The organism is Glutamicibacter endophyticus (genome assembly GCF_048457885.1).
In the GTDB taxonomy this organism is placed as follows: domain Bacteria; phylum Actinomycetota; class Actinomycetes; order Actinomycetales; family Micrococcaceae; genus Glutamicibacter; species Glutamicibacter endophyticus.
In genome coordinates, this window is the sequence record NZ_CP174200.1 from 2,867,149 (window position 1) to 2,892,829 (window position 25,681).

The 25,681-nt window shown below is 61.8% G+C and carries 23 protein-coding genes; 12 read left to right on the forward strand and 11 right to left on the reverse strand.

Annotation, left to right across the window (positions count from 1 at the left end):
* Positions 1 to 82: 82 nt before the first annotated feature.
* A complete protein-coding gene (locus tag ACJD00_RS13330; RefSeq protein WP_418907404.1) occupies positions 83 to 1,501 on the forward strand; it encodes an NAD-dependent epimerase/dehydratase family protein in 1,419 nt (472 codons plus the stop codon).
* Here ACJD00_RS13330 and ACJD00_RS13335 read toward each other — a convergent pair.
* The 4 genes from ACJD00_RS13335 to ACJD00_RS13350 are packed head-to-tail and all read right to left on the reverse strand — an operon-like array spanning position 1,498 to position 6,638.
* A complete protein-coding gene (locus ACJD00_RS13335) occupies positions 1,498 to 2,451 on the reverse strand; it encodes an Lrp/AsnC family transcriptional regulator (protein ID WP_418907405.1) in 954 nt (317 codons plus the stop codon). The two genes, ACJD00_RS13330 and ACJD00_RS13335, sit on opposite strands and share 4 nt — an antisense overlap.
* 28 nt (positions 2,452 to 2,479) lie before the next feature.
* Complete coding sequence (locus tag ACJD00_RS13340; RefSeq protein ID WP_418907406.1) at positions 2,480 to 4,000, reverse strand: carboxyl transferase domain-containing protein; 1,521 nt, start codon at positions 3,998 to 4,000, stop codon at positions 2,480 to 2,482.
* Positions 3,997 to 5,208 carry a CaiB/BaiF CoA transferase family protein gene (locus tag ACJD00_RS13345; protein WP_418907407.1) on the reverse strand — a complete coding sequence of 404 codons (1,212 nt, stop codon included), beginning with the start codon at positions 5,206 to 5,208 and terminating at the stop codon, positions 3,997 to 3,999. Before ACJD00_RS13345 ends, ACJD00_RS13340 begins: the two co-directional genes overlap by 4 nt.
* Complete coding sequence (locus tag ACJD00_RS13350; protein ID WP_418909339.1) at positions 5,205 to 6,638, reverse strand: amidase; 1,434 nt, start codon at positions 6,636 to 6,638, stop codon at positions 5,205 to 5,207. Before ACJD00_RS13350 ends, ACJD00_RS13345 begins: the two co-directional genes overlap by 4 nt.
* 215 nt (positions 6,639 to 6,853) lie before the next feature.
* Between ACJD00_RS13350 and ACJD00_RS13355 the strand changes: the two genes are divergently transcribed.
* The 6 genes from ACJD00_RS13355 to ACJD00_RS13380 all read left to right on the forward strand — a co-directional run bounded on the left by ACJD00_RS13355 (position 6,854) and on the right by ACJD00_RS13380 (position 14,195).
* Entirely contained in the window at positions 6,854 to 7,600 is a 747-nt protein-coding gene (locus tag ACJD00_RS13355; RefSeq protein WP_418907408.1) for a DUF5058 family protein, read from the forward strand.
* An 18-nt stretch (positions 7,601 to 7,618) separates the two neighbouring features.
* Positions 7,619 to 8,368 carry a hypothetical protein gene (locus ACJD00_RS13360; RefSeq protein WP_418907409.1) on the forward strand — a complete coding sequence of 250 codons (750 nt, stop codon included), beginning with the start codon at positions 7,619 to 7,621 and terminating at the stop codon, positions 8,366 to 8,368.
* 30 nt (positions 8,369 to 8,398) lie between these two features.
* The gene (locus tag ACJD00_RS13365; protein ID WP_418907410.1) at positions 8,399 to 9,604 is read left to right on the forward strand and encodes an amidohydrolase; all 1,206 of its coding nucleotides are present in this window, start codon (positions 8,399 to 8,401) and stop codon (positions 9,602 to 9,604) included.
* Between the two features lie 584 nt (positions 9,605 to 10,188).
* The gene (locus ACJD00_RS13370) at positions 10,189 to 11,817 is read left to right on the forward strand and encodes a biotin carboxylase (RefSeq protein WP_418907411.1); all 1,629 of its coding nucleotides are present in this window, start codon (positions 10,189 to 10,191) and stop codon (positions 11,815 to 11,817) included.
* An 82-nt stretch (positions 11,818 to 11,899) separates the two neighbouring features.
* The gene (locus tag ACJD00_RS13375) at positions 11,900 to 13,087 is read left to right on the forward strand and encodes a serine hydrolase domain-containing protein (RefSeq protein WP_418907412.1); all 1,188 of its coding nucleotides are present in this window, start codon (positions 11,900 to 11,902) and stop codon (positions 13,085 to 13,087) included.
* 76 nt (positions 13,088 to 13,163) lie between these two features.
* Complete coding sequence (locus ACJD00_RS13380; protein WP_418907413.1) at positions 13,164 to 14,195, forward strand: LLM class flavin-dependent oxidoreductase; 1,032 nt, start codon at positions 13,164 to 13,166, stop codon at positions 14,193 to 14,195.
* Positions 14,196 to 14,237: 42 nt separating this feature from the next.
* Here ACJD00_RS13380 and ACJD00_RS13385 read toward each other — a convergent pair whose 3' ends face one another.
* Positions 14,238 to 14,825, reverse strand: a complete 588-nt coding sequence (locus ACJD00_RS13385) for a nitroreductase family protein (RefSeq protein ID WP_418907414.1) — start codon at positions 14,823 to 14,825, stop codon at positions 14,238 to 14,240.
* Positions 14,826 to 14,918: 93 nt separating this feature from the next.
* On the opposite strand from ACJD00_RS13385, the gene ACJD00_RS13390 reads away from it, so the two are divergent.
* Genes ACJD00_RS13390 through ACJD00_RS13405 form a run of 4 tightly spaced genes read left to right on the forward strand, consistent with a single transcriptional unit; the run spans position 14,919 to position 17,442 of the window.
* Positions 14,919 to 15,869 (forward strand): aldo/keto reductase, encoded by a 951-nt coding sequence (locus ACJD00_RS13390; protein WP_418907415.1) that lies wholly within the window; start codon positions 14,919 to 14,921, stop codon positions 15,867 to 15,869.
* Between the two features lie 54 nt (positions 15,870 to 15,923).
* A complete protein-coding gene (locus ACJD00_RS13395; RefSeq protein WP_418907416.1) occupies positions 15,924 to 16,496 on the forward strand; it encodes a hypothetical protein in 573 nt (190 codons plus the stop codon).
* 41 nt (positions 16,497 to 16,537) lie between these two features.
* Entirely contained in the window at positions 16,538 to 16,747 is a 210-nt protein-coding gene (locus ACJD00_RS13400) for a hypothetical protein (RefSeq protein ID WP_418907417.1), read from the forward strand.
* 8 nt (positions 16,748 to 16,755) lie between these two features.
* Positions 16,756 to 17,442 (forward strand): hypothetical protein, encoded by a 687-nt coding sequence (locus ACJD00_RS13405; protein WP_418907418.1) that lies wholly within the window; start codon positions 16,756 to 16,758, stop codon positions 17,440 to 17,442.
* A gap of 17 nt (positions 17,443 to 17,459) precedes the next feature.
* Here the strand turns inward: ACJD00_RS13405 and ACJD00_RS13410 are convergent, their stop codons facing one another.
* The 3 genes from ACJD00_RS13410 to ACJD00_RS13420 form a co-directional block, all read right to left on the reverse strand.
* Positions 17,460 to 18,272 carry an ROK family protein gene (locus tag ACJD00_RS13410; protein WP_418907419.1) on the reverse strand — a complete coding sequence of 271 codons (813 nt, stop codon included), beginning with the start codon at positions 18,270 to 18,272 and terminating at the stop codon, positions 17,460 to 17,462.
* A 103-nt stretch (positions 18,273 to 18,375) separates the two neighbouring features.
* The gene (locus ACJD00_RS13415) at positions 18,376 to 19,491 is read right to left on the reverse strand and encodes an ROK family protein (protein WP_418907420.1); all 1,116 of its coding nucleotides are present in this window, start codon (positions 19,489 to 19,491) and stop codon (positions 18,376 to 18,378) included.
* A gap of 38 nt (positions 19,492 to 19,529) precedes the next feature.
* Positions 19,530 to 20,255, reverse strand: coding sequence for a tyrosine-protein phosphatase (locus ACJD00_RS13420; protein WP_418907421.1), 726 nt, complete (start codon positions 20,253 to 20,255; stop codon positions 19,530 to 19,532).
* 138 nt (positions 20,256 to 20,393) lie between these two features.
* Between ACJD00_RS13420 and ACJD00_RS13425 the strand changes: the two genes are divergently transcribed.
* Positions 20,394 to 21,428 (forward strand): alcohol dehydrogenase catalytic domain-containing protein, encoded by a 1,035-nt coding sequence (locus ACJD00_RS13425; RefSeq protein ID WP_418907422.1) that lies wholly within the window; start codon positions 20,394 to 20,396, stop codon positions 21,426 to 21,428.
* An 8-nt stretch (positions 21,429 to 21,436) separates the two neighbouring features.
* Here the strand turns inward: ACJD00_RS13425 and ACJD00_RS13430 are convergent, their stop codons facing one another.
* The 3 genes from ACJD00_RS13430 to ACJD00_RS13440 all read right to left on the reverse strand — a co-directional run bounded on the left by ACJD00_RS13430 (position 21,437) and on the right by ACJD00_RS13440 (position 25,126).
* Complete coding sequence (locus ACJD00_RS13430; RefSeq protein WP_309409261.1) at positions 21,437 to 21,895, reverse strand: universal stress protein; 459 nt, start codon at positions 21,893 to 21,895, stop codon at positions 21,437 to 21,439.
* Positions 21,896 to 21,963: 68 nt separating this feature from the next.
* On the reverse strand, positions 21,964 to 23,175 hold the full coding sequence (locus ACJD00_RS13435; RefSeq protein ID WP_418907423.1) for an NAD(P)/FAD-dependent oxidoreductase: 1,212 nt from the start codon (positions 23,173 to 23,175) through the stop codon (positions 21,964 to 21,966).
* A 190-nt stretch (positions 23,176 to 23,365) separates the two neighbouring features.
* Positions 23,366 to 25,126 carry a BCCT family transporter gene (locus ACJD00_RS13440; RefSeq protein ID WP_309410475.1) on the reverse strand — a complete coding sequence of 587 codons (1,761 nt, stop codon included), beginning with the start codon at positions 25,124 to 25,126 and terminating at the stop codon, positions 23,366 to 23,368.
* Positions 25,127 to 25,681 lie beyond the last annotated feature (555 nt).

A 25,681-nucleotide genomic window follows, 5' to 3' on the forward strand; every position in this document is an offset into this window, starting at 1 on the left:
CGGCCTCGGGGAGCAATCCCCGGGGCCGTTTCGGTTCGTGCACAGTAGGCTAGGCAGTGGACCTACGATGAGGGATGGTGACATGCGATACCAGCTACCCGAGGCGCTGAATTCCTTCACGCGCACCGCTACACAATTTGTCGCGCTCGAACCCGATGCGGTGTTCGCCGTTGTCGGGGACCTGGCGCGCACCGGTGATTGGATGAAGAGCTTCAATGGCTTCGTGGTCCATGACGCCGGACATCTGGCCGGCAACAAGGTCGACCTCCTTCCCCCGGGACGCCTTTTTGGTCCACTCCACACCGCGACCGCCCCGTCCGGGTCGATTACCCGGCGCAACGAGCGCGAACGATTAGTGGAATTTACCCAGCCGCAGCCCGGCGGTCGAATGATCTTACGCTGGCAGGTGGCCGAGGAGTCCGGTGGCGCACGGTTATCCTTCACCGTGACGCTGTCCGGTCCAGGAACCAGCGTCTTCAAACTCACCGTGGCCAACGCCCTGTGCCGCGACTTCTCCGTGGCGGCAGCACGACTCTATCGGCTGTTGCCCTCCGCGGCTCGAACCTCAACCCGTGGCGAACACGTGGTCATTGCCGGGGGTCGTGGTTTCCTCGGGCGCAATCTTGCGGCCGATCTCCTCTGCCGCGGACACCAGGTTCGAGTACTCACCCGAAGCCTTGAGGAACACTTCCCAGCCGAGCAACTTCCCTGGGACGGTGCCCACCTAGGTCCGTGGGCTCATGCGCTCCACGGTGGAGTACACCTCATAAATCTCGCCGGTGCCCGCGTGGATGTGGCCAATACGGCGGAGAATCTCGAACTTTTGCGCAACTCGCGGGTGCGCGCCACACACATTCTGGCCGAGGCAGCCGCTGCCGCGGAGCAGCCCTTGCGCACCTGGGCGCAGGCCAGCACCACCGCGATCTTCGGCGATGGGAAACAAAACCGCTACACCGAGCGGTCGACCCCACCGCGCACAGCGGCCGAAGGTGCCCTCGACGAGATGACCGAAGTAGCCCGCGACTGGGAAGCGGCATTCAACGACGCACGGATCAACGCCGAATCAAAGCATATTGTGCGTACCTCGCTGGTGATGCACCCCGATGCCCCGCTACTGACCCCATTGCAGACCCTAGTGCACACCGGAATGGGAGGTGCGCTCGGTAGCGGAGAACAGTGGATGAGTTGGATCAGCCTGCCGGACTGGCTGCGTCTTATTCGCGCCCTGCTTGGGTTGGAGACTGCGCACATCGAGGCCGAGCTGATTCATGCCGCCGCACCGCAACCGGTACGCAACGAGCAACTCATGCGGGTACTGCGCGAAGCCGCCGGATTGCCAGGACTTCCGGTCCCCGCCGCTCTCGCCACCCTAGGGGCCAAGGTTTTGGGCACCAACCCGCGTATCGCCCTCACCGGGCGTTACGTCACCAGTGAAGTGCTTGCCCCCTCCGATTTCGCCGATACCACCTTGGCACAGGCACTCGGGCTTGCGGCGAATTAGGCCAGTTTCCGACCACCGCGTTTGCGAGCCTGAACCACCATCGAGGTTTTCACCTGGGCGAGCTGATCGCCCCAGGTGGCGTGCGAAATGAAGCGATAGAGATCCGCCTGCGAACGCACCGTCACGTCGACGATGAGCTGGCAGTCGCCGGCCACGGCCGCGGCATAGCGCACCTCCGGGAGCGTGGCCAGGCGTTGCCCGAGTTCCTCGAGGTGGCGTGGTGAGGTCTGCACCCACAACAACGCCTCAACGGGGCGTTCCAGCAAGGCTGGTTCAACCAGCGCGCGGATGCTCAGGTATTCGCTACGCAATAGCCACTCGAGGCGCCGTGAAACGGTGGATTCGCCGAGTTTGACCTGACGGGCGATGGATTCAATGCTCGCCCGTCCATCCTGTGCCAGTGCCGCGATAATTTGTTCGTCCGTGCTGGAGAGCTCGTCGAAATCGTGCAAGGTGCGCGGGTCCCCGGTAAGTTCCGGAGCTAAGGCTTGGCGTTGAGCCTCGGTGAGATTCCCGGCCGTCCAGCCACGAATAGTTTTGAAAAATTTGAGGACCGGATAGGCCACATACTGCCTCACCCCGGGGGTGGCCGGTAGCTGCAGGGTCAGCGTTTCGGTGATATCCCCGTCGTAACGTAGCTCGGCCACCACATCATTTTGACCGGTGACCATGTAGCTGTAGCTGGTGTCGGCGCGTTGGGCTAGCGCCTCACAGGCTAGCTGGGCCGTGCCTGGGGCGCATTTAAAGGCCACGATCATCGCAGAGGAGTGGTGCTGCAAGGCCGCGACGATCACCTTGCGATCGGCAAGCAGACTCGAGCCGTAGCGAGCCACGGTACGTTCGGGTTCACCGAGTACCGTGGCAATCTTGCGCCAGGTGGCCCGGCCATCGACCTGTAGCGCGGCAATAATATTGCGTTGCAGGTCGTTCAGTTCCGGCTCCCGGGGCATGCGTTTCACCTTTCACCACCACTGCGTGCTATCGCACCGAAGCATACTTCAGTGCACGCGCCGTGGCCCGCATTGCCGCAGGGGTCGCTGCGGCATCGGCCAAGGCTCCGGCCAGCGCGGCCCCGATGCGCTGCGCGAAGTGGCGTGGGTAGCGGGTGGCCGGTTCCGGCTCGGCAATAATGCGTTCGACGATGCCAGCCCGGCGCAGGGCGAAGGCATCCACTTTCTGTGCATGCGCCAGTTCGGCGGCATGCGCGGTGTCGCGGTAAAGGATCGCGCTGGCCCCTTCCGGCGGTAACGGGCAGAGCCAAGCGTGTTCGGCCGCGAGGGTGATATCGGCCGGAAGCACCGCCAAGGCGCCGCCGCCGGTTCCCTGCCCGAGGAGCAGGGACACGCTGGGTGTCTCGAGTCCGATCAGTGCGCTGATCGAACGGGCAATCTGCCCGGCAAGCCCTTCTTCCTCGGCTTGCTTCGATAGCGCCGCACCCTCGGTGTCAATCACGGTCAGCAGCGGTAGTCCTAACCCGCTGGCTAGTTCGGCCCCGCGGCGAGCCTCACGCAGGAAGGCGGCACCCAAGGGTGCGGCGGTGCTCGGGTCACGATCCTGCGCCACCAACACACAAGGTTGCCCATCGAAGCGGGCGAGCCCCAAATACATCCGGGCATCGTGCTTTCCCTGCCCGGTGCCCGAGAGTTGCAAGGCGTCGCTGGCGGCGTACTTGATGACATGGCGCACGCCCGGTCGTCGCGGATGGCGGGTGTGTCCGACGCTGCGCCACACGGCGTCCTGGTCCAGCTCCCGGTCCACGAAGTCGTCAATCAGCAGGTCCGCCGGGTCCCGCCCGCTGCGGGCAGTGGCCGGGGCGAGAATGCGTAGGATTCCGCGCACGATCTCGGCCAACTGCTCGACCGGGAGCACCGCGTCGATGAGCCCCTGTGCGTAGAGATTCTCGGCCTGCTGCACACCGCTCGGGAATGGCTCATGGTAGATGGTTTCGTACACGCGCGGGCCGAGGAAGCCCAGCAACGCCCCGGGTTGGGCCACGGTGATGTGCCCTAGGGTGCCCCAGGAGGCCATTGCCCCGCCGGTGGTCGGATCCCGCAGATACACGAGGTAGGGCAACGAGGCCTGCTTATGGGCACGCACGGCCGCGCAGATACGTACCATCGCGACAAAGGCCGGGGTACCCTCCTGCATCCGGGTGCCGCCCGAGGCCGGCGAGGCCAGCACCGGCAGACCCAGCGCAGTGGCCTTGTGCAATGCCGCGACGATCCGATCTGCGGCGGCGTTGCCGATCGAACCGGCTAAGAAGTCAAAGACGCTGAGCACGACGGCTACCTGCTGCCCGGCGATACGCCCGGTGCCGGTGATGACCGATTCGTCGTGCCCGCTTTTGGCGGCGGCCGCAGCCAGCTGGCTGGCGTACTGACTATCCGCGTAGGAATAATCCGCGGGAGTATCCCAGCTTTCAAAGGACCCGGGGTCGAGCACTGCGTCGATCATGTCCCGGGCGCTAATCCGCTGGATACGCTGACTGGTTGCGCTCATGACTGCTCCCCCGGCCGGTCCCCGACCGCCGCGGTGCCAGCGAGCCACTGTTGGATCTGGGCGGCATGTTCGTTCAGCCCGGGAGGTGGCGTGTGCTCACGACGAGTTTGCTCTTCGCCGTCGCGGAAGAAACGCAGTGGTGGGCCCGGCAGCTGCACCTGTCCGAGAACCGGGTGGGCCACATCCAGCAGCAATCCCTGGCTGCGGACCTGATCCCAGGCGTAGACCTCATCGAGGCTACGCACGATTCCGGCGGGAATGCCCGCGGCGCCCAGACGTTCGAGCAGCGTCGCGGTGTCGAGGGTCATGAAGACCGCTTCCACCGCCTGAATCAGCTCAGCACGCCGTGCTACGCGGTCGGCGTTGGTTTCGAACCCGGCGGTAGGGATCTGGAATTCGGTGGCGAAGGTCGCCCACAGTTTTTCGCTACCCACCGAGATCTGCACGAACCCATCGGCGCTGCGGAATAGTCCGTAGGGTGCGATCGAGGGGTGATGATTTCCCTGCGCGGCCGGGACTTCACCGGCCACCGTGGCCCGCGTGCCTTGGAACGCGTGGACACCGACAACGGCGGCCAGCAGCGAGGTGCGCACCACCTGCCCGCGCCCGCTGCGTTCGCGCTCGAGTAGCGCGGCGAGCACACCGAAGGCACCATACATGCCTGCCAGCAGGTCGGCGATGGGTACGCCCACGCGTTGCGGGTCCTCGGGTGCGGAACCGGTCAGTGACATCAAACCGGCCTCACCTTGCAAGATCTGGTCGTAGCCACTTCGCCAGGCCTCGGGCCCGTCGTGGCCAAAGCCGCTGATGGAGAGCACCACGAGGCTCGGGTTCAGCTCGGTGAGGCGTTCTTCGGTGAATCCGAGCCGGTCCAATACCCCGGGACGGAAGTTCTCCAACAGGACGTCGGCACGGCGCACCAGCTCGGCCAATTGCTCGGTGCCCTCGGGTGACTTCAGGTCGAGGGTGATCGAACGCTTATTGCGGTTACAGGACATGAAGTAGGTTGAGATACGCTCATCCTCGGGCCCGACGAAGGGCGGACCCCAACCTCGGGTGTCATCGCCGGTGGCCGATTCGACCTTGATGACATCGGCGCCGAGGTCTCCGAGCATCATCCCGGCATGCGGTCCGGCCAGCGCCCGGGTCAGATCGATGACGGTGTACCCGCTCAGTGGCCCGCTGTTGTTGGTCTTCTCCGGGTTCATTGGGCGGCCTCCGTATCGAGCTGGGCCAGCGCCGGGGCACGATCGGCAAAGTGAGTGGCTTCTTCATAACCGGCGGCGGCATTGAGCAGTTCGACATCGCGGTAGTGGTTTGCGGCCAACTGCCAGCCCACCGGCAAACCGGAGGCCGTGAAACCACCGGGCATGGCGATCACCGGCAGGCTCGTGGCCGAGAGCAGGCAGGCCGAGCGCATCCAATCCAGATAAGTCTCGGACGGAACTCCGGCAATCTGCTCGGGATAACGCCATGTCGCATCGAAGGGCAACACCTGGGCGGCCGGTGAGAGGAAGAAATCGAAGCGTTCGAAGTAGCTGTCTACCGCCTCACCCAACCGGGTGCGAGCCGCGGCGGCGCTGATCATGGCATCGGCATCCAATGCCAGCCCCTTGTTGACGTTCCAAATCACCTCGGGCTTGACCAACTCCGGATGCTCGCGCACCAAGCCGCCCAACCCGGTGGCAAAGTCGAAGGCGCGGGTGACCGAGAAAACCTCGTCGGCATCGCTGAAATCGATGGTGGCTTCCTCAAGGATGGCCCCGGCCTGCTCGAATACGGCCAGTTGGCCACGCAGCACCTCGATGACTTCCGGCTCCACCGGGACGTTGAGACCGAAGTCGAAGCTGTACCCGATCCGCGCACCCTTGAGTTCGGGGTGAAGTGACGCAAAATCTTGACCGCTGAGGGTATTGCCCGTGTGGATCTTGTCGTTGCCGGCGCTTGCTTGCATAAACAGTGCGACGTCGGCGACCGTGCGAGCCATCGGACCTGAGCGAGCCAACCAGGCATGTGCATTGCCCGCAGAGCCTAACGGGATCACGCCATAGGAGGGGCGGAAGCCGAAGACGTTACAGAAACTACCGGGGATACGCAGCGAACCGCCCATGTCCGAGCCGTCGCCTAGCGGCTGAATACGTGCGGCGATGGCGGCCGCCACACCTCCGGAGGAACCGCCGGCCGACTTGTCGGTGGCGTAAGGGTTGGTGGTCGTGCCGAATACCTCGTTGAAGGTGTGCGATCCGGCGCCGAACTCCGGAACGTTGGTTTTGCCCGTGCGGATAGCGCCCGCCGCCTTGAGTCGGGCGATCTGCAGGTCATCGTGTTCCGGCACGTTCTCGGCAAAGGCGGGCGAGCCCTGAGTACTCCGCAGACCCGCGGTGTTGAAGGTATCCTTGTGGGTCATGGGTAGCCCGTGGAGGAGACCGAGTTCTGCGCCCTGCGCCTGAGCCTCATCGGCTGCGGTAGCGGCCTCGGCGGCACGCTCGAAGTCCGTGATGACCACAGCGTTGATCGATTCGTTGACCTTCTGGATCTGGTCAATATGGCTGGCCAATGCTTCTCGGGCCGAGAGCTGGCCGGAGCGAATCAGCGAGGTTATTTCCACTGCGCTTAGCGCCTGAAGCTGGGACACGATGCCTCCTGTGGTCTGTGGGTTGTCCCACCATCGTGAACCCGAGTGACCACAAATGGAATAAGAAGCGAGGAAAACGCTCTTTTTGGTGGATCTAGCCAATTTTTTGTCCAGAACCACCATTCCTTGCCGTTTTCCCGCGGATGAATCATCGTAGATACACGTAGTGATCCATCTCACACCGCAACCATCGATCCTCACGTTCAGGAGCATCCGACATGCAGACGCCATCGATACTGGCGCAGGCCAACCCGTCTTCCACAGACATCTGGGCCATCGCCAACTCCCCCTTCCTCTGGATCTGCGCGCTAGGCGTTTTCGCCACCATCTTCGTTCAGACCGTCCTCTACGTGCGGGCCGCCAAGGCGGCAGCACCGCATGTCGATATGCCGCTTCGTGAGGTCAAGGAATCCTTCCGCGCCGGCGCAGTGGCATCCATCGGCCCGTCGCTCGCCGTGGTGCTGGTAGCCATCGCACTGCTAGCCCTGTTCGGTACCCCAGCAGTCCTGGTACGCATCGGCTTGATTGGTTCGGCCTCCACGGAGACCGCTTCGGCGAGTATCGCCGCCCAATCCATGGGTTCAACCCTGGGCGGCGACGACTACACACAGCAGGTTTTCGCGGTCGCCTTCATGGCCATGACCCTCTCGGGCGGCATGTGGATGCTGGCCACGCTGATCCTGACCCCAATCCTCAAGCGCGGCGGCAAGACGCTGGCCAAGCGCAACCCGGCCGCCATGGCATTGATTCCTACTGCGGCCCTGCTCGGCGCCTTCAGCATGCTCACCGTGGCCGAGATGCCTAAGTCCCAGATCCACCTGATCCTGGTGCTTACCTCGGCCGGTGTGATGGCCCTGTGCCTACTACTGGCCAAGATCCTGCACGCTCACTGGCTCAAGGAATGGGCCCTGGGTTTTGCCATCGTCATTTCCATCACCGTCGGCTACCTGCTGCACACGGCCTAAGCACCACGGGAGATCACCATGAACACCCACACACCAGTCACCAGCAATTCCGACGCCTCAATGGCACGCTTCGAAAAGCAGACCACGCGCTACGGTTCGGCCACCATGGCCGCCGGACTTCTCTTCTCATTACTGGGCCCGCTCTACCTCTTCTTCTTCACCGACCTAGAACTCACCGGGGATATGATCTGGGTGGCCTTCTTGGCCGTGGCCGCGACCTTCGGCGTCTTCTGGGTCGTTGAACCGCTAACCTACTTCCCGATTCTCGGCTCGGCGGCAATGTACCAGGCCTTCATGATCGGCAATATCTCCAATAAGCTGCTGCCAGCCGCGATCGTCGCCCAGTCCTCCATCAACGCCAAGCCGGGCACCAAACGCGGAGATATCGCCGCGGTGATGGCCATCTGTGGTGCTGCGACCGTTCACCTAAGTAGCCTGTTGATCTTCGTCGGCCTCTTTGGGTCCTGGCTTGTGGCCCGAATCCCAATGGAGGTCATCGAGGTGGCCCGCCTGTATATCCTGCCCTCCCTGATGGGTGCGGTGCTCGTTCAGGCCATCGTCGCCATGAAGCAAATGCGGACCACGATCGTGGCCATCGCACTGGCACTGATCATGTACTTCCTCATCATTCCCGTTGCCCCATCCCTAGCCCTGTACAGCACGGCCTTGGTCGTGGTGGGATCGATCATCATCTCCTGGTTGGTTCGGGACCGTAAGGCGCACGTCGCCGAGGAGCCGGCCACCGAGAACGACATCGAGCCCAACTAGTTCCGCCCAGTATCCCCGAAGGAGCCGAGCATGGTCACCACCACCTTGAACGACCACCAGACAGAACGCTTACACGCCACCTACAAGCACCTGCACACGCACCCGGAGCTGTCCATGCAGGAGCACCAGACGGCCGCCTTTATCGAGGCCAGACTGGATGAGCTGGGGCTCGAGCACTTCCGGTGCGGCGGAACCGGTGTCGTCGCGCTACAGCGCAACGGTGAGGGACCGGTGGTCGCCTTCCGCGCCGACACCGACGGTTTGCCGATCGCCGAAGACACCGGGGCCGACTACTCTTCCACGGCTACCGGGAAGCTTCCCGATGGCACCGAGGTTCCGGTCATGCACGGCTGTGGACATGACACCCATGTGGCGGCGGCGCTGACCGCCATCGAGGCTCTCGCCGGCCAGCCCAGCGCATGGGCCGGTACCATCGTGTGGATCTTCCAGCCTGGCGAAGAGACCAGTCAGGGCGCGGCGGCCATGGTCGAGGACGGTCTATGGGACCGAGCCCCACGCCCTGAGGTCGTCTTCGGGCAGCATGTCTTCCCATTTCTCTCCGGGGCGTTGGCCTTCACCTCCGGCAATGCCATGGCCATGGCGGACTCGTTAAAGCTGACTCTCTACGGCAAGCAATCCCATGGATCGCAACCGCAAGATTCGGTGGATCCGATCGTACTGGGTTCGCACATCGTGACCCGCCTACAGAGCATCGTCTCTCGCGAGGTCTCGCCGCTGAGTAGCGCGGTGGTCACCTGCGGTAGCTTCCATGCGGGACTGAAGGAAAACATCATTCCGGACCGCGCAGAGCTGACATTGAATGTACGCACATTGACCCCCGAGGTGCGCCAGCAGGTATTGGCTGCGATCACCCGCATCGTCAATGCGGAGGCAGCCGCTTCTGGTGCTCCGCAGCCGCTGATAGAGGAGCTCTACACGTTCCCCCAGCTGTATAACGACCCCGAGCACACCGAGGTTGTCGCCAAGGTGCTTCGCGAAGAGCTTGGCGAAGCGCAGATCCACGAGGTGCCCCCGGCCATGGGCTCGGAGGATTTCGGTGCGCTCGCTTCGGCCATTTCGGTGCCCAGCGTGTATTGGTTCTTCGGAGGCACCGCCGCCAACGATCCAGCTCCGGCGGTCAATCACTCCCCGCATTTCCTTCCCACCCTTGAGCCCACGCTAAGCACCGGCGTGCGGGCCATCCTCGGTGTCCTGGGGCACTATGTCGGGAAATAACTAAACCTGCGAACCGGAGCTTACGCACGAGTATCGCGTACCAGGTGCCTACTCATTACGAACGGCGGGAACCACGCTCAGCGTGGCCCCGCCGGTCACTCTTTGCCAGACGCAACAACGCTCGGCTGACGAAACTTCGACTCGATAAGTATTCCCACACAAAAACAGATCAAATACGATTTGATAATCTCATTATTTGTCGAAAAATTTCACAAGGCGGAGCAATCTCGATGACACCTCAATTACCGTCGAGTATCTAAGTGCTTTTACACGAAATCCTCCTAGAATTCACATCCCTCGAGCTACTTCTCGTCATGTGCAATTAACTGTCGCAACATTCGTCCATGGATGTGGATTTATTGTCCGCGGCTCATATGATCGATGCGTGAGCTAGATCACTCGGTCGCGGACTGCTCGTGCTTGTCGTGCAGCACCGGTCGTTTGAAAAATGTTCACAGCGCGTTCAAGTCGCCTTGATGGCTACCTCACCGGCAAGAGCGACGATGGTTCGGGGCGAAAATCGCACCGACTCGTCAGCACGCGACAGACCGAATATTTTGAGTATTTTCCGTGAGGGTTGAACAATGGCCAAGACTGTGGAATCCATAAAGAAACCAACAAACCGCATACCGAAACCCAGTGACCTAAATCCTCGCCGCGCGGCGAAGGCCGAACTGGAGGATATGACGGCCAACGGGGCCATTGACGCCGCCTACAATGACGAAGACGACGTCGATACCAACAACACACGACGCGTCGACTTTACCGGTCAGGGTCCGCTGAAGAATATGAGCGAGGTGCGCCATTTCTTCCGCACCAATTCGACCCCCATCTACTTCTTTGGCGCCACCCCTGTAAACCTGCTGGGCTTGGACCGCTGGGTTCGTAAATTCAGTTACATCAGTTACTACGACGGTTGGGATGGGCACCACCCGCGTGTCTTCACCCCGAGCGAGAAGCCCTACATCGAGTTCCAGTCGGCCGAAGAGATCAACAACTGGTTGCTGGAAAACCCCGAGGTACGCGAGTACATCGATGCGCGACGCATTCCCGGTGGACCACGTCCCAAGGTCGCCATGGTGTTTTTCGACGAGGAAACCGAGGCGATCTGCGAGGAGCTTGGCTACGACCTCATCCTCCCGCCAGCATCCTTGCGCAACCACCTAGACTCGAAGATCGTCACCACGGAGCTCGGCAACGCAGCCGGCGCCCCATCCGTTCCCAATGTGCTGGGCACCGCCGATAGCTATGCGGAACTGCAGAAGCTCGCCGACGGGGCCGGGCTTGGCGACGACCTAGTGGTACAGACTCCCTATGGCGATTCGGGCAAAACGACCTTTTTTATTACCAACGAGTCCGACTGGAATCAGTACGCCAAGAACATCATTGGCGAACAGCTCAAGGTGATGAAGCGAATCAACAACCTGCCGGTGGCCGTCGAAGCCGTGCTCACCCGTTGCGGCACGGTGGTAGGTCCGATCCTGACCGAGTTGGCCGGCTACAAGCAGCTCACGCCGTACAAGGGTGGCTGGTGCGGCAATGAAATGCATCCCGAGGTGGTTACCGAGACGCAGCGGCACCGCGCCATCGAGCTCGTCAAGGCCGTCGGCGACGGTTTGAATCAGGCCGGTTACCGAGGCTTCTTCGAAGTAGACGTACTCATCGACACCGACACCGACGAGGTATACCTCGGCGAACTGAATCCACGTATCTCGGGTGCCAGTGCAATCACCAATGTGACCGCCGGAGCCTACGCCGACGTGCCGCTGTTCCTCTTCCACCTGCTCGAATACCTCGATGTTGACTTCAAACTCGATGTCGACGAGATCAACGAGCGTTGGGAGCGACTGAGCGGGGTCGACATCTGGAGCCACATGATCATCAAGGAAACCGATGACATCGTGCAGTACATCACCCACGCCCCGCGCACCGGTAACTACTATCTCGATGCTCGTGGCAAGCTACAGTTCTCCCGTAACGCCCTAGACTGGCACCAACTGCAGAACCACAAGGAAGTGTTCTTCCTGCGGATCTATGGTGCCGAGGACTACCGGTGGAAGGGTGCCGACTTGGGAGTACTCGTCACGAAGGCGAAGCTACAGTACGAGTCCAAGGGCAAGAAGCGCCTGTCCATCGATGCGCGGCACTTCATCTCTTCCATTCGCGCACTCTACAAGGGCATTGACGTGCCCCCTGCGAGCTCGGGCGAATAGCGCGAAATCAGGGATGCTCAATTGAATGGTATTCTCCATACTTTGAGCATCCCTGACTTCATCTCTCGAGGAGACCACGTCCATGAACAGTGAGCAACCGGTAGCCGCCGTTACGGCAGCGAACTGGCAGCTACCCGAAAACATTCGGTACAGCTTCCAGAACCTCGCCGACGTTCTGCCCACTGTGAAGGTCTCTCGCGGCGACGACCACATCGCGAAGCTACCGCGTACCGAGATGGACCTAGGCTCGATTCAGCTACCGCGCAGCATGGGCGAGCCATCAATGACGGTGCGTGGTGTCATGAATTCCACGGATACGGATGCCTGGCTCGTAATGCAAGACGGACGGATCCTGACCGAGAAATATCTCGAGCCGATGACCGCGCTGACCGATCATCTGCTGATGAGCGTGAGCAAAACTCTTGTCGGCACCGTCGCCGGCACCTTGGTTGATGCCGGGAAGCTCGACGTCAATGCGCCGGTCACCGACTACGTCCCAGCCCTCTCGCGCAGCGGCTATAACGGGGCCACGGTGCGCCACCTATTAGATATGCGCTCCGGTATCAAGTACTCCGAGGAATACTTGGATCCCGCCGCCGAGGTGCGCCTACTCGAGCAGGCCATCGGATGGGCCGAGCTCGAGGGCGATATGAAGCCCATCGGTCTCTACGATTACCTACTCACGCTCAAGGCCGAAGGCCCCCATGGCGGGCCCTTTGATTACCGCTCCTGTGAAACCGATGTTCTCGGCTGGGTCTGCGAGGCCGCCGGCGGGGCTCGGATGCAGCAACTTCTCTCGGAGAACGTGTGGGCAAAGATCGGCGCCCAACAAGATCTGGTCATGGGTGTCGACCAGTTCGATACCGGTATGTTCGACGGTGGCTTCAACTCGACGTTGCGCGACTTGGCCCGCTTTGGTCACCTGTTCATCAACAACGGTATTTCGCTCACCGGCGAGCGCGTGGTCTCTGAGGCCTGGCTGGCGGATGTCTTCACCGAGGATGAGGAACTCGTCGAGGCCTTCGCGGCCTCACCGGGAGACAACATGATGCCCGGTGGCCACTACCGCAATCAGATCTGGTTCCCCTACCCGGGCACCGGCGTCGCCCTAGCCTTGGGTATTCACGGTCAGATGATCTACATGAACCGTGCGACCGGCATGGTCGGAGTAAAGCTCTCCTCATGGCCACTGCCGCAGGACGCGGGGAAATTATTCCCTACCATCCGGGCCTTCGACGCCATTGCCAATCACTTGGCGGATCTGGACTAGTCGGTCCGCCACTGGCTCGGGGGTTGTCGCGTAGCTGGCCAGGAATAAATCCCTGTCTAATGTAGTTGACGCGTACATGAATTCACCTAAACGCATCGGCTTCCTGTCCTTTGGACACTGGACCCCGCACCCCACCTCAGCGACCCGCTCGGCCTCCGATGTCCTGCTACAAAGTATCGATCTGGCGGTGGCAGCCGAAGAACTAGGCGCCGATGGGGCCTACTTCCGAGTCCACCATTTTGCCCGCCAGCTCGGTTCTCCATTCCCGCTGCTCTCCGCGGTTGGTGCGAAAACCGACCGCATTGAAATTGGCACAGGCGTCATTGACATGCGCTACGTCAATCCCATGACCTTCGCCGAAGACGCCGGAGCCTCGGACCTGATCTCCGCAGGTCGCCTGCAGCTCGGTGTTTCGCGAGGTTCGCCCGAACAGGTCATCGACGGCTGGAAGCACTTCGGGCAGGCCCCCTCCGCCGGACAGAGCGACGCCGATATGGCACGTCAAATCACCACACAGGCTTTGGAGCTGATCTCCGGGAAAAAGTTTGCTCAGCCCAACCCGCGGCCGATGTTCCCGAATCCCCCGGGGCTTCTTGGGCTCGAACCTCAGTCGCCCGGTCTGCGCGAGCGTGTCTGGTGGGGAGCTGGTTCGGATGCCACCGCGATCTGGGCGGCACAGCATGGCATGAACCTCATGTCTTCGACCCTGAAGAACGACGAGTCCGGTGAACCGCTGCATATCCAGCAGCGTAAGCAGATCGAGGCATTCCGTGCCGAGTGGGCCAAACACGATCATGGCTTCACCCCGCGCGTTTCCGTCTCGCGTTCCATCATGCCGATCGTCAACGATCTGGACCGCCGGTACTTCCTAGGCAGCGGGGAACGACGCGATCAATTCGGAAATATCGACGAAACTACCCGTGCCGTTTTCGGACGTAGTTACGCCGATGAACCCGACGCCCTGATCGAACAGCTTGCCGCCGACGAAGCCATCGCCGCGGCCGACACGATCCTGCTCACCGTGCCGAACCAACTAGGCGTCGATTACAACGCGCATTTGTTGCATTCGATCCTCACCCACGTGGCCCCGGGTCTCGGCTGGCGCTAGAGACTCGACGGCAGGAAGCACCTAGTGTCAGTACCCTGCGACCTAACGACGCCTTAGGGCGTCACGACTCCAGACGAGTTCTTCGTGGCTAAGCCGTTCGCGGCTCGTCCCGGCCGATGCTATTTGGCCGGGGCGGTGGGCCGCGACGCCGAAGGCCGTCATTGAGGCGACCTGCCAGTGCGCCGGAACGTCGAATTCCTCGGCCACTGCTTGGCGGTCAAAGGCTCGAATCTGGTGCGCATCCAAACCAAGCGCTAGGCCCTGGATGGTCATATGCGCGACGGCCTGGCCCAAATCATAGTGCGCGAATTCCGAGTACTCCCATCCAGGCGCGTCGGCGACCCCGATTTGGGCAAGATTGACCACAAGTAGCGAAGCGTCTGGGACCCACTGAGCGGCGCTTCGTCCTAAATGGGGCAGAATCCGTGCGTGCACGCTCCCTCCGCGCTTCCCCACAATGAATCTCCACGGTTGCGAGTTACCAGCGGAAGGGGCCCGGCGGGCCGCCTCGATCAAGGTTTCCACCTGTTGCTTCGTGAGCACCGCATCGGGTTGGAACCGTACGGGGCTAAATCTTCGGCATAGGGCAGGATGCAACAACTGGTCAGTAGGGGCCTCGCAACTTGTCATAAACCCATTATGGGCTGGTGCACGGTAGGGACGCGGTTCGCTCCGATCTTGGGGCTGGCCTGTGCTCGCACTACCCTATGAGAGGATTCACCCATGAAAACCGTGCAACTGGGCCCCACCGAAATCAAAGTCCCCAACGTCATTTCCGGCATGATGCGCATTGCCGATGCCAGTGACGCCAAGATTCGCGAGCTCTATGACACCGCCCGCTCCTCCGGAATAGACTACTTTGACCATGCCGACCTCTACGGCTTCAATCATCCCAGCGGCGGGACCCACTGGTGCGAACACCGCTTCGCCCAGGCCTTGGGGCTCTCGACTTCGGAGCGCGAGCAGATCATGCTGCAGTCCAAAACCGGAATCACCACCGACCCGCTCAGCTACGACCAGTCCTACGAGCACATCGTGTCTTCCGTTGAGGGCTCGCTGCGCGCGTTGAACACCGACTACCTCGATGTCTTGCTCCTGCACCGACCCGATGCCCTCGTGGAGCCCGAAGAAGTCGCGCGGGCCTTCGATGATCTGGAATCTCGCGGCATGGTCCGTGCTTTTGGCGTGTCAAACCATACGCCTCGACAGATCGACCTGCTCAAAACCGCAGTTCGCCAACCGCTGGTGGTGAATCAGGTACAACTCTCGCTCACCCACGCCTCACTGATCACCCAGGGCATCTCCTCGAATACGGCCGGAGCCGATAATGCGATAACTCGTGATGGCGGAGGGTTGGTGGATCATGCCCGGCTGAATAAGATCACCTTGCAGGCGTGGAGCCCCTTTCAGAGCGGCGGAACTGCCGGTGTCTTCTTGGATTCATCAGACTACCCCGAGCTCAACGCCGAACTATCGCGCTTGGCCGACCGCTACGGGGTCACCCCGCTGGCGATTGCGGTCGGCTGGATCACCCGGCACCCGGCAGGTATGCAAGTGATTTTAGGTAGCACCACTACGCAGCGAATCGTCGACGCGAGCGCTGGCTCCGAGGTGCCATTGACCCGTGGCGAATGGTACGGGCTGCTCCGCGCCGCCGGTCATCACATACCGTAGCCGGGAACGTAAGCTCCTAGCCCTTAGATCGCTGGGTGAATTAGGCTCAATGGCGTGAAACATCAGCAAATTCTGGACAAGCTCGCCCTCGGTGCGATTCCCTCGTTGGTTCAAGACGAGACGCATATGCTCGCCCGACAGAGTTTCTACGAGGCCAAACACGATGGTCACCGTGGCGCCAGGTATGCGGAGGTCGTTCCCCCGCTCCTTCGTCGCTGGGGTCCGCTCATGACGCGTCATGGCGACCAAAGCGAGCTGATGACCGGGCACCGGGTCGCGATTGCCTTAGCGACCTGCCTGCACAAGGTAGGTCTCGCCGACCCTAGTCTCACCGAGCGGGCCCTGCGTGGGATCGACGAGCTAAATGACGCCGTGTGGCTCAGTGATGAATTTGCCCGTCAGTCCCCGGCTTACTCTGATCTGCTGCGTTCCACGCCGCCTGCTCTGGGCAAAACTCCAGCGGTGCGTGAGCCGGTGACCTTCACTCGGCCCGGAGATTTGCTGGCATCCACACCGCTCGTGGCTATGTGCTGGCCCACGTGCACGGCGATACTGGCACAAACGAAGCGCCCATACTTGAGTTGTATCGGCAGATTTACCAGGTCCTACCCGCGGCTGATCAGGTAGTTGGCACTCAGGCTGCCGGCGAACAACTCGGCAACGGGCCGGTGACGAACAGCCACATCGCGGTCGTCGGTCTACGGCATATCCCCGACCCGGCGGAACAGATTGTGCTCCTTGCCAGCGGCCAGAACCGCGCGCCAGATACCTCGCACCTCGCCGCGAAGGATTATCTGCACACTCGGATGAGGCTTTATGAGTTTCTCGACTACATCGAATCGCCGGTCGCCCGATTGATACCTACCCCTACCGCATAGGACAAGGCATGCCGAGCAGTCGACCCGCGGAGCTTATCGCCGCACAACAGCGAGAGTTTCGCGAGCTATGGCGGTCAGGCCCGTTGCCCGACTTACCGGGCCTGACCGCGCGAGGCACTTCCCGTGCCATCCGCTACGCGCACGCCGGCCAGCTCGCCGTGAGCGTCGAGGTCAGTTTCGTCAATAATCAGCGACTTATGGAATACGGGGCTCTCTGGGCTCTTGAGCTGATCGGAGAATGTCACCACAGCGCCTTCGACGCATGCCTGACGTCGTTGAATGATGCCCTTGGCCCGGTCCACACGTCAGAGGGCCAACCCGCGCTTCTCCGGGTGGCTTCGCGCCACGATCCGCAGTACATGCCGCCCCTACGCCGCGATGGAACCCTGAGCTTCGTCGCGGACAGTGACATCGCGGTAGCGCACGCTCAAGTTCTCACCTGCCTGAACCAGCAGGTGCTTCCACTTCTCACTCGGCTGCACCGGGCTGAGTCGGATGCCATCGAGGACATCTTGGGCCGCGACGGGCAGGGATATCAGACACCGGCGCGACTCGTTGCAGCACTGTGTGCACACGCTGGCACCCCGGACCGCTTCGACGAATTAGCCGCAAGTGGACGTCTGAAGAAACTGGCGCGGCGTGAAGACACCTCGGTAGCGCGGCTACGCGACTGGGTACATTCGTACTGCGCCTAGCCGCCGACTAGCAGCTCCTAATGCGCCAGTAGAGCGCGGTGGGCAGCGCCCAGCACACCGGCAGCGTTGTTATTTTCGGCCGGGATGATCTTCGCGCGCAGCTCTAGGCCGGGCAGGAATTTCTCGTGCTCCACCGAGATCGCCCCGCCGATGATGATCAGATCCGGGCTGCACAGGAACTCAACATGGGACAGGTAGCGCTGTAGACGCTCGGTGTACTGCTCCCAAGTCAGATTTTCTTCACGGATCACGCGTGCTGCGGCAGCCAGTTCGGCGGACTGCCCATCCATGATGAGGTGGCCGAACTCCACATTGGGGAATAGCACCCCGTCGCGGAACATCGCCGAACCAATTCCGGTACCCAGCGTCAACACCAGGGTGCTCCCCGGAGCCGGTAGCCCGTCCGCGCCTCGCCCTGCCCCGGCGTAGACTTCGGCGATACCGGCGGCATCGGCGTCGTTGAGCACATGCACCGGGCGTCCGAGGGTTTCGGTGAGCAACGCCTCGGCGTTAAGCCCACGCCACTGCGGGTCAATATTTGCTGCCGAGTGCACCACACCGTTGGTTACGATGCCGGGCACGGTGACGCCTACTGCCGCGCCGTCCAGTGCCGATCCAAATTGCTCGTTCAGGGTGGCGAGAACGCCCGCCATGGCCTTGGCGACCGCCTGCGGCTGAGCGCCTGCTGGGGTGGGCACCTGCCCAAAGGATGATTCGATCAGGGCCCCGGATGCGTCGATAACACCGAATTTAATGGCAGATCCGCCCAGATCCATGCCAATGGCCTGCGGATTGGTGGCACCGGACGTGTCAGTGATGTTAGCGAGCATGATTCCCCTGAAGCTCAGCGTTCTTGGCACCATCACGCGGACAGCACGACAGAACGCACATTAATTTAGGATTCTTTACGATAACTTTTGCGGGTGCACCGCGTCAATGCTGTGACGCTCCGGTGCGATACTTCTGGAAGATCACCTCGGCCGCCGCAGAGCGGGCGGCAGCCACCGCTCCAAAGAGCTGTGCCTCATCGCCCAGTTGCGCGGCAAGGATTTCATCGGTCCCCACGCTGCGGTGAGCCGAAAGTCCTGCGCGCACCTGCTCAACGAATCCAGGCACCTGCGCCACTGGCCCGCCGATAAGTATTCGTTGCGGGTCGAGGAATCCGGCGGCGTTGCCCAACACCTCGATCACCGGCGAGAGGAACTCAGCGCGCCGTGCGGCCTGCTCTTGGTTGGCCGGCTCCCCTTCGAAGAGCTCTATCACCTCGGGCACCGCCACACGTCCCTGTCCGGGAACCGTGAATCCAACCTCCATCAAATGCTCAATGAGGTTGCTCTTGCCATAGGCCTGATAGCTCAGCTCCGCCGCGGTGCCACGATATCCGCGGTACACGGCGCCATCGAGCACTAGACCGGCGCCAATGCCCGGCCCGAAATAAACCAGCAAGAGGCTTGAGGCCTGCTGGCCCGCACCAGCCATATATTCACCCAGCGCCATCCAGTTCACGTCGTTGTCGACCAGTAGCGGGGCGCCGGTGACCCGTTTGCAGACCGTGGCCAGGTCAGCCTGGGCCGCGGGCAAGACCGGGTTAGGTACCGTCAGCGTGCGATTGCTGTCGCGCAATACCGGGGCGCTGACGCTGAGCGTCGCGTAAATGCAGCGACTACCGACCCGCCGGATCATCTGCTGCAACTCGGTCTCGAGCAGGGCTTCAAGTTCATCGGCGGATATATCGGCGGGCAACGGCGCGGCCGCACGTTCGAGCTTCGCTCCGGCCACATCGCTGGCTTGCAGCACCAGCGAGCCGGCATGCACGAATACCGAGAGCAGGTGCCCATACCCGGGGTTGAGCGCGTAGTACTCGGGGCTGGGCCCACGCTGGGTGGGCACATCGGCCGGTGCCGGCACCACATGAACCAGTTGCGCGTCGAGCAAACGCCCCATGGCTTGGGAGGCGGTGGGTTTGGAGAGCTTTAGTTCACGAGATAGTTCGCTACGGCTACAGGTGCCTTGCTCGAGCAAGTGTTGAAAAATCAGCCGGTCGGTCATGACAGCCACGGTTTGGGGCCCCAGCGGCGCTGCGGGATTCATCGGCTCACCAGCTTCTGCTCGAGGGATCGTAGATCCGCGGCGGATAGACCATGGTCGCGAAGGTAGCCAACGACGCTTCCATGTTGTGTTTCAATGCCTTCAATCGCGGCATTCAGCCCGGCAATGGTGGTGCCCACCAGCAACTCACGCGACCGTTGCCCAAGGGTGATGCCCTGCGCCTTGGCGTTCTTGGTGACCAGACTGAACCACGCGCCGGAGAGTTCATCGGTGGAGCGGGCGTAATCGGCAAAGACGGCGTGACGGTTCGCGCCCACGGCGAGCAACAGCAAGGCAACGGCCACTCCGGTGCGGTCCTTGCCGGCGGTACAGTGCACGAGGGTCGGTCGCTCGGCGTGAGCGACATGTTCCGCGATCCGCACCCACACCGGTCCGTGCTCGTGAACTAGGGTGAGGTAGATTTCCTCGAGGCCCGGCATGTCTGCCGGATTGCCGATCGCGGCTTCCAACAGCGGGATGCGCGTACGGGTGCTGTGATTCAAGGTTTGCGGAAACCCGGGAAAATTGGAGGCTTCGGATTCGCTGCGAAGGTCAAAGATCTCCCCGACCCCTGCGGCGCTCATCCAGTCGGTTAGTGACTGGTCGATGTGAAAGGGTGCGGCGCTGCGAAACAGTACATTGTCGCGGATGACTCCCCCTTGCACGGGTATGCCACCGGCTTGGCGCAGATTGGCGATAACCGGCATCGTGGGCAGGGGTCCCATCGCACTCCTTCGCTCTAAGAATGGTCCCTTCCACATTAGTGCACCGTCGAGGCCGGCGAATATAACCCAGCCACGGACAGAGCTCGATGACAGTGACCCGATGTTAGAGTCGCAACAAGCCAATCTCAGGGAGTGAGCATGAAAGCAACATTTCTGCACGGTCAGGGTGATATCCGTGTCGAAGAGGTCCAGGACGCACGGATTGTCGAACCCAGCGACGCACTGGTACGGGTGGTGCGCAGCTGCATCTGCGGCTCTGATCTGCATCCCTACCGCAGCGACCGGGCGCTAGAAAAGCCAGCGGGCATTGGGCATGAATTCATCGGTGAGGTCCTCGAAACCGGTTCCGAGGTTTCTTCCCTGCGCGCCGGGGATCTCGTTATCGGTCCCTTCATGGTCTCGTGCGGCAATTGCGAGATGTGCGTCGCCGGCCTGTTTACCTCCTGCTTGCACGGCGGAGGTTACTCGGCAATGACCGGTAACGGCTGTCAGGCCGAACTCATCCGGGTACCACTGGCCGAAGGCACATTGGTCCCCGTGGAACCCGGAATTTCGCCCGAACACTACGCCAGCTTGCTCACCCTGTCCGATGTCTACGGCACCGGTTTCCATGCCGCCCACACCGCTAAGGTGTCCGCCGGTGACACGGTGGCTGTTATCGGTGACGGTGCCGTGGGACTCTTGGCCGTGCTGAGCGCCCAGCAGCTCGGGGCAGAACGCATCATCTTGATGGGACGTCATCAGGCGCGCACGGACTTAGGGCGCCAGTTTGGCGCCACCGACGTGGTGGCCGAGCGCGGTGCGGAGGGCATCGCCCGCGTGCGCGAGCTCGCCGGTGGTCTCGGAGTGCATAAGGTGCTCGAGGCGGTGGGTCATATGCCGGCCTTTGAACAGGCGCTCGGGATCGTGCGACCGGGCGGAACCATCAGCCGAGTCGGCGTGCCGCAGTATTCGCAGGGCCATGTGGGACGCAAATTCTTTGGCAATAACATCACGCTGACCGGTGGAGTCGCGCCGGTGCGCGGTTATGTCAAGCGCCTGCTGCCGGGCATTCTCGATGGCTCGGTCAACCCCGGACTGGTCTTTGATGCCGAACTACCGCTGGAGCGTGCCGCGGAAGGGTATGCGGCCATGGATCAGCGTCGCGCCCTGAAAGTCATGCTGGTGCCCTAAGCGTGCGCTCAGGGCGCGGGGGTTACTTCCTGGGGCACCACCATTACCGGGATCGGCTGGTGGTGTGCCAGATAGACGGCCACCGAGCCGTCGAGTAGTTCGGCGAACCGGCTGCGCAGCCCCGCGTGCCGGGTACCAACCACGATCACGCGCGCGCCAACCTCTTGGGCCACGGCCGCCAGGGCTTTCCCTGCATCGCCCGAGACCATCCGAAGTTCGGTGGGTACCGAGGTCTGCTCGGTGACCGCGGTGATCCGCTGTGCCAGTTCGGCATCAAATTCCGGGGGCTCATCAAGCGGGTGCGCCGCCGGTGGGTTGACTAAACTATCGGCCACGAGCCGGCCGGTCTGCACTTGAACGCACAGCAACCGGGCGGATAGGCCCTGTGCAAGACTCAGCGCCTGCTCCAGTACAACCGGTGCTTGATCCGAGTCGATGCCCAGCAGGATGACGTCGGCGGTGTCCATCTTCGGCCCTCACTTTCGCAGGCTTGGTACCTCACAGTATGGCAGACAGACACCGCCGCGCCCAGAGCCTAAAGGGACTCGAGATCGATCTGCGGATCGCGGAGTCGTTCGGGCTCGATGGAGCGTCCGATCAAGCCCCGCAACGTGTCGTTGACATCCCACAGGTTCACGTTCATGGCCGCACGAATCACGCCCTCACGCAGGTAGAACACGATGAATTCGTCCTCCCCACCGCGGAAGACCGCCTCATCGCCGGCCTCGGCCTGCCCGACGAACTCCATGCCCAGATCAAACTGGTCGGTGAAGAAGTACGGGTACCAGTCGTACTTGTCGTCGCCGCCGGTCAATGTGCTGGCCGCCAGAGCGCCCTGGCGGGCCGCGTTATCCCAGTGTTCCACGCGCAGCTGGCGCCGCAGGGTGGTGTTGAAGGCCTGAGCCACATCGCCGATAGCCAGAACGTTCGAGTCGCTACTGCGCAACGATGCATCGACAACGATGCCGGAGTCGGTTTGGATCCCGGCCGCGGCGGCCAACTCGGTGTTGGGTACGGCACCGATGGCCAACAGAACGTGGTCGGCACGGATCGGCTCGGCGTCCGTATCGACCAATAGTTCCCCATGATCGGCATGGATCGAGCGAACCTTGGTCTGTAGCTTGAAGTCGACTCCCTGCGCACGGTGTATCTTCAACAAGTGCTCGCCGAAGCGCTCGCCGAGCACGGCAGCTAGGGGTATGGCATCCGGGGTGATGACCGTGACCTTCGCACCCAGCTGGGTGGCGGAAGCGGCGACCTCCATCCCGATCCATCCCGAACCGACAATGGCCAGGGTGCTCCCCTCGCCAAGGTTCTCACGTAGGGCCTGGGAATCTTCGATGCTCCGCAGCAGGTGCACCCCGGGGAGCTGGGCGCCTTCAATCGGAGCGGATCCCCCGGTATTCGGCCGGGCACCGGTGGCCAGCACCAACTGGTCGTAGCCGAGGCTGGTTCCGTCCGAGAGACGCACCACCCGTTCGGCCCGGTCCAAGCCGGTGACGGTGACCCCGCGCTGCAGGGTGATGTCGTGCTCGGTGTAATACTCTTCCTCGCGCACGGTGAAATCCTTGACCGCGCTCTTTCCCTGCAGAAAGTCCTTCGATAGCGGCGGACGCTCATAGGGAAGATGCTCTTCGGAGGATATGAGGGTGATTTGGCCAGCGTGGCCGCGCTTGCGTAGTTCGATGGCGGTGGTCGCGCCGGCTAGACCGCCACCGACAATCACAATATGTTCACTGTGGCTCATGTTGCTCTACCTCCTAGTTATTGGTTCGAGGCGTCACAATCCCGATCCAAACATCCATTGGGCCCTACTGGCAATGCCTTGGCGGCACATGACGTAGCACGAGGGCAACCTGCCTTGCCCCGAAACGAACAAACGGGCCACTTGCAGCACCTCGTGGTGTTGCAAGTGGCCCGCTGACGTATCCGCAGAACTACTTCGTGGGTTTCTTTCCCGAACCGGTATCGCGGCGCAGACCGCCGCGGGTGCGTGAAATGCGGTAGTCGATACGGTCATCGACGTAGCGCCGCAGTTCGGGCATGTCTTCCACGTTGTTCATCAGCTCGCCGGAGACGTGCTCGGTCAGCGCATCGAGGTGACGCCGCTGGTCGTGGTAGTCCAAGACCCGCGACTCGTAGCTCAGTCCGCGAATCGTGGCGATCGCCATCAGGATCATGATCACGCTGAAGGGCAACGCTGTGGCCAGCGAACCGGCCTGCAGAGTACTCAGACCGCCGGCCAGCAGCAGCCCGATAGCGAGCAGACCCTCAAGGACAGCCCACAGCACACGCGACCAGGTCGGTGGGTTCGGGTGACCACCCGAGGCGAGCATGTCCACCACCAAGGAACCGGAGTCGGAGGAGGTGATGAAGAAGATTGCAACCAGAATGATGGCCACCACGGAGAAGATCTGCCCCAGTGGCAGGCCGTGGAGCACGGTGAACAGCGAACCCTCGGCCGACACCTCTCCGTCCTGAACCAGGTCGCCCTCGCCGAAGAACTGACGGAAGATGCCCGAACCACCCATGATGGAGAACCACAGGAAGCCTACCAGGGTCGGCACCAGAAGGACGCCGAAAACGAACTGGCGCACGGTGCGACCACGCGAAATACGGGCGATGAAGATGCCGACGAACGGTGCCCAAGCGATCCACCAGCCCCAGTAGAACACGGTCCAGGAGGAGAACCAGCTTTCGGCCGCTTCGCTGTGCTGAAAGGCGCCAACATCGAAGGTCATGTTGAAAATGTTGGCCAGATATACGCCTAGGGACTGCACGAAGTTCTGCAGCAGGAACAGCGTCGGCCCGAGAACGAGCACCGAAATCATCAACAGACCGGCCACGGACAGGTTGATGTTCGACAGCCACTTAATGCCGGCGCCCAGACCACTGATCACCGAAAGCGTGGCGAGGAAGGTAATCACAACGATCAGAATGACCAGCAGGGTGTTATCCGCGGTCTCAACGATGCCGATGGCCTTCATACCGGAGCTGATCTGCTGAACGCCCAGGCCCAGCGAGGTCGCCACGCCGAAGACGGTGCCGAAAATGGCTAGCACGTCGATAACGTCACCGAGCCAACCCTTGACGCGATCGCCCAGGATTGGTTCCAACGCCCAGCGAATGGACACCGGACGACCGCGACGGTGGATGGCGTAGGCCAGGGCCAGACCGATGACGGCGTATACGGCCCACGGGTGCAGGCCCCAGTGGATGAAGGTCTGCGCCATGGCCAGACCGGTCAGTTCGGCCTGCGATCCGTCCCATCCCGGCTTCGGGTCGACGGTGGCGTAGATCAGTGGCTCACCGACGCCGTAGAAGACCAGGCCGATGCCCATACCGGCGGCAAAGAGCATGGCAAACCAAGAGATCAGGCCAAATTCGGGTTTCTCGTGATCGTGACCGAGGGTGATCCGCCCCAGCTTGGAGAAGCCGATGACCAGCACGAGGGCCACGAACAAGCCGATAATCAGCATGTAGTACCAGCCCAGGTTCTTCACGATCCAGCTCTGGGTCGTGGAGAAGACGGTGCTGGCCCCGGTTGGGGAAAGGATGGCAAAAATTGCCACGCCCAAGATCACGAGCAAGGCAGGCCAGAAGACGGCCGGGGCGATACCGCCCTTGCCAATGCGCACACCTTGACGACGCAGCTTGGCGGTGATCTGCGCATCGCTGTCGTCCTCGGCGATATGCATATGCACCGGAATTGGTGCCGTGTGTGGATGGGCAGGCTCTAGCAGTAAGCCCTGCTCATCTGCGCGGGGTTCTTCCCCGTTCGTCTCTATATTCGTCATTGTTCACAATCTTTTCGTTATGACCACTCTCGTTCTTTCTTTAATAGCCTTGTCGCTCGTCGTTGATCTTTCAACCTGAGAATGCGAAAATATGGATTTTTCTAGGGTTAGAGCCGCCGGTCCGCACGAGACCAGCGCGAGCAGTTTTTTGCGCACGGCACCTCCAGTCCAAGATCGCAGAATCGACATAACCTCAGTTCATCTGCGGTATATGAGCCGATTCGCGGCGGCTCAAGCGCTCGAGGAGTCAGCCTGCCTAGCCAACGGCAAGTCCTCCAGGTCACAAATTGTCCCTTGAGACCTATTTCACGAAAATCGGTTGCGCCCCGCAACCATGCGAAATCCTGATACAGGGCCCCTGGCGGTTAACCCATCGGTCGCTTTAACTTCACCAACCTGAAATCACTACAGGTCAACCTCGGGATCAAGCGACGCTTTAGAACCTGTGAAGCGAGA

Coding starts and splice junctions, on each gene's coding strand:
- ACJD00_RS13390 (WP_418907415.1), top strand. CDS start 14,919: ATGAAAACCGTGCAACTGGGCCCCACCGAAATCAAAGTCCCCAACGTC.
- ACJD00_RS13380 (WP_418907413.1), top strand. CDS start 13,164: ATGAATTCACCTAAACGCATCGGCTTCCTGTCCTTTGGACACTGGACC.
- ACJD00_RS13370 (WP_418907411.1), top strand. CDS start 10,189: ATGGCCAAGACTGTGGAATCCATAAAGAAACCAACAAACCGCATACCG.
- ACJD00_RS13330 (WP_418907404.1), top strand. CDS start 83: ATGCGATACCAGCTACCCGAGGCGCTGAATTCCTTCACGCGCACCGCT.
- ACJD00_RS13355 (WP_418907408.1), top strand. CDS start 6,854: ATGCAGACGCCATCGATACTGGCGCAGGCCAACCCGTCTTCCACAGAC.
- ACJD00_RS13435 (WP_418907423.1), bottom strand. CDS start 23,175: ATGAGCCACAGTGAACATATTGTGATTGTCGGTGGCGGTCTAGCCGGC.
- ACJD00_RS13335 (WP_418907405.1), bottom strand. CDS start 2,451: ATGCCCCGGGAGCCGGAACTGAACGACCTGCAACGCAATATTATTGCC.
- ACJD00_RS13410 (WP_418907419.1), bottom strand. CDS start 18,272: ATGCTCGCTAACATCACTGACACGTCCGGTGCCACCAATCCGCAGGCC.
- ACJD00_RS13415 (WP_418907420.1), bottom strand. CDS start 19,491: ATGACCGACCGGCTGATTTTTCAACACTTGCTCGAGCAAGGCACCTGT.
- ACJD00_RS13440 (WP_309410475.1), bottom strand. CDS start 25,126: ATGCATATCGCCGAGGACGACAGCGATGCGCAGATCACCGCCAAGCTG.
- ACJD00_RS13425 (WP_418907422.1), top strand. CDS start 20,394: ATGAAAGCAACATTTCTGCACGGTCAGGGTGATATCCGTGTCGAAGAG.
- ACJD00_RS13430 (WP_309409261.1), bottom strand. CDS start 21,895: ATGGACACCGCCGACGTCATCCTGCTGGGCATCGACTCGGATCAAGCA.
- ACJD00_RS13420 (WP_418907421.1), bottom strand. CDS start 20,255: ATGGGACCCCTGCCCACGATGCCGGTTATCGCCAATCTGCGCCAAGCC.
- ACJD00_RS13340 (WP_418907406.1), bottom strand. CDS start 4,000: ATGAGCGCAACCAGTCAGCGTATCCAGCGGATTAGCGCCCGGGACATG.
- ACJD00_RS13365 (WP_418907410.1), top strand. CDS start 8,399: ATGGTCACCACCACCTTGAACGACCACCAGACAGAACGCTTACACGCC.
- ACJD00_RS13345 (WP_418907407.1), bottom strand. CDS start 5,208: ATGAACCCGGAGAAGACCAACAACAGCGGGCCACTGAGCGGGTACACC.
- ACJD00_RS13385 (WP_418907414.1), bottom strand. CDS start 14,825: ATGACAAGTTGCGAGGCCCCTACTGACCAGTTGTTGCATCCTGCCCTA.
- ACJD00_RS13360 (WP_418907409.1), top strand. CDS start 7,619: ATGAACACCCACACACCAGTCACCAGCAATTCCGACGCCTCAATGGCA.
- ACJD00_RS13375 (WP_418907412.1), top strand. CDS start 11,900: ATGAACAGTGAGCAACCGGTAGCCGCCGTTACGGCAGCGAACTGGCAG.
- ACJD00_RS13405 (WP_418907418.1), top strand. CDS start 16,756: ATGCCGAGCAGTCGACCCGCGGAGCTTATCGCCGCACAACAGCGAGAG.